Here is a 2,352-nt window from a genome sequence, read left to right on the forward strand (position 1 = left end):
GAAGATCCACACTTGCACCGAGAACATGAAGAGGATAAATTATCGATTTTAGATATTTCCGCTACATTAGATACAGGAACAAAGGTAAATGTAGAAATACAGCTGAATAACAATCATGACATGATTAAGAGAAGTTTGTATTACTGGGGAAGGCTATATACATCCCAACTACAAAAGGGAATGCCATATAGTTCTCTTCACAAAACCATTACGATTAATTTATTAAACTTTGTGATGTTTCCAGAATATGAAGCATTTCATACAACAGGAATCTTATGGAATCAGCAACAACAAAAGAAGTTAAGTGATGATATTGAAGTTCATATTGTGGAGATTCCAAAACTCATGCAACAGTGGCGGAATGAACAAGTTAATCCCTGGGAAGATTCTTTTGTTCGTTGGTTGTTATTACTTCCAGCGAATGAGGATGAACAATTAACTCAAACATTGGAGGATATTGCGATGAACCAAGACCCTATTTTACAAAAAGCGATGAATAAATGGGAACGTATGAGTCAAGATTCTTCTTTCCGACAAGCGTATGAAGCAAGGGAGAAAGCGTTGATGGATGAAGCCGCAAAGTTTGCTTATGCAGAACAAAAAGGGATTGAAAAAGGGAAAATGCAACTTATTCGTGGTATGCATAAAAACGGAATGCCAATAGAAGATATTGCAAAGTTTACAAATTTACGTATAGAAGAAATACGAAATATTTTACAAGCCTAAATAATTAAAAGTAACAACTACAAATACTGTAGGTATTATTTTTTAGTGACCGCCACCAGGAAGTATAGTTAATGTTTGAAATGATTTGAACTACTCCTACTTTCACTTCGTTTTACAAAAAAGAAGGACCAAGGTTGGAAATAGATAAATCATAATAAAAAACTACAGGTCTGTAATTGATTAAGAACCTGTAGTTTTTTTATGTTTATCCTATTTTATTTTCCATTTTTTTGCGTTTCAATAATAAATTTTGAAACTAATTCTGATAATGCTTCTACTTTTTCTTTTATGTTGTTAGATTGATTTGATACTTCCTCAATTGATGCCGCTTGTGATTGGATTGACTGTACAGTTTGAGTGGTTTCTTTAGCTATTTGTGTTGCAGTTTCAGAAACACTTGATATAGAAGCATTAACTTCTTCTGTACCAGCAGACATTTCTTCTGTTGCTGCAGATACCTCTTGAATTTGGCTAGTGATTTTATTAATAGCCACCATAATAGATGATAATGCTTGATCTGCTTGATAAGCAGCTTCTTTTCCTTCTGTAGCCTTTTGTTGACCTTTTTGCATGACATTCACCGTATCTTTTGTATCTGTTTGAATCAATTGTATTAAATGATTAATTTCATTTGCGGATTCTTTCGACTTCTCTGCTAAATTCCTTACTTCGGCTGCAACTACTGCAAACCCTTTTCCATTTTCTCCAGCACGCGCAGCTTCAATAGCAGCGTTTAATGCGAGAAGATTGGTTTGTTCGGCAATGTTAGTGATAGGTTCTTCCAGTTAATTTTTCATTAGAGAAGATTTGAATAATTGTACCTACTTTTATTGAATTTCCCACAAATTTCTCCTCCGCACTTAAATATGATACTTACTATTTTGTTGATTATTATAATCATTTGATTTTTTGTCCTAATAGCACCTCTATAAGGGTATTTATTCTTTTATCTTGCACACTATAATAAGTTTCGTATCCCTTTCTATTGCTAGCTAGTATTTTTTGTGATTTCATTATGGCTAGATGTTGAGATGTGGTAGACTGTGGCCTTTCTAAAAAGTCTGCTATTTGATTTACATTGCATGGACCTCTTTTAGTAAGTTCTATTATTATTTTGATTCTTATTGTATGTGATATTGCCTTTAAAAGGTTAGCGTATTCTTTGTAAATAGACATTTAAATTTTTCTCCCTAACGTGTATTTCTATTGCTGTTTAAATAAAAAATATAAAACTATATATAATGATTAATAACTTTATAAAAATATATTATAGAATGTTAACATTTTTATAAGTGAAATTGTGCTTGCCCTTTATCAAGTAGAGGATGAAAAAGCGTTGGTATTGTAAAGTAAGAGCGAATTTTAATAATTACTTCAAGGTATTTACTGATTCCTTTTCTATAAATAAAGAGAGGTCTTAAACCTTAAAGAACTTTTAATTTAACACCTATAAAATATGGTTATAAAACAAAATCCAACTATAAGGATAATGGATATTGTAATAAATTGATTGTAGTATCTTTGCAATTATTGTATTTATTTGAGGGGATGATATTATCCCCTTTAGGTAGACAGTGTGAAAAAGACCATGTATACACATGGATGTTACACTATTACGTGGAGGGG

General features: G+C 31.8%; 2 protein-coding genes and 1 pseudogene. 1 reads left to right on the forward strand and 2 read right to left on the reverse strand.

Annotated elements, in window-relative coordinates; genetic code table 11:
- Window positions 1–726: Rpn family recombination-promoting nuclease/putative transposase (locus KVT31_RS29225; protein ID WP_217613695.1), on the forward strand; the 726-nt coding region annotated here is incomplete at its 5' end.
- A 215-nt stretch (window positions 727–941) separates the two neighbouring features.
- On the opposite strand, the pseudogene KVT31_RS29230 reads toward KVT31_RS29225, so the two are convergent.
- Together KVT31_RS29230 and KVT31_RS29235 are read right to left on the reverse strand one after the other, a co-directional pair.
- Window positions 942–1,499 (reverse strand): annotated as a pseudogene (locus KVT31_RS29230) (methyl-accepting chemotaxis protein); the annotation flags it as partial.
- Window positions 1,500–1,623: 124 nt separating this feature from the next.
- Window positions 1,624–1,902 carry an ArsR/SmtB family transcription factor gene (locus KVT31_RS29235; RefSeq protein WP_217613696.1) on the reverse strand — a complete coding sequence of 93 codons (279 nt, stop codon included), beginning with the start codon at window positions 1,900–1,902 and terminating at the stop codon, window positions 1,624–1,626.
- Window positions 1,903–2,352 lie beyond the last annotated feature (450 nt).

Source organism: Bacillus sp. GbtcB14, assembly GCF_019091205.1.
GTDB classification, from domain to species: Bacteria; Bacillota; Bacilli; order Bacillales; family Bacillaceae_G; genus Bacillus_A; species Bacillus_A cereus_AG.

Bases quoted from the DNA above. Each gene is read 5' to 3' on its own strand.
- KVT31_RS29235 (WP_217613696.1), bottom strand. From the start codon at position 1,902: ATGTCTATTTACAAAGAATACGCTAACCTTTTAAAGGCAATATCACAT.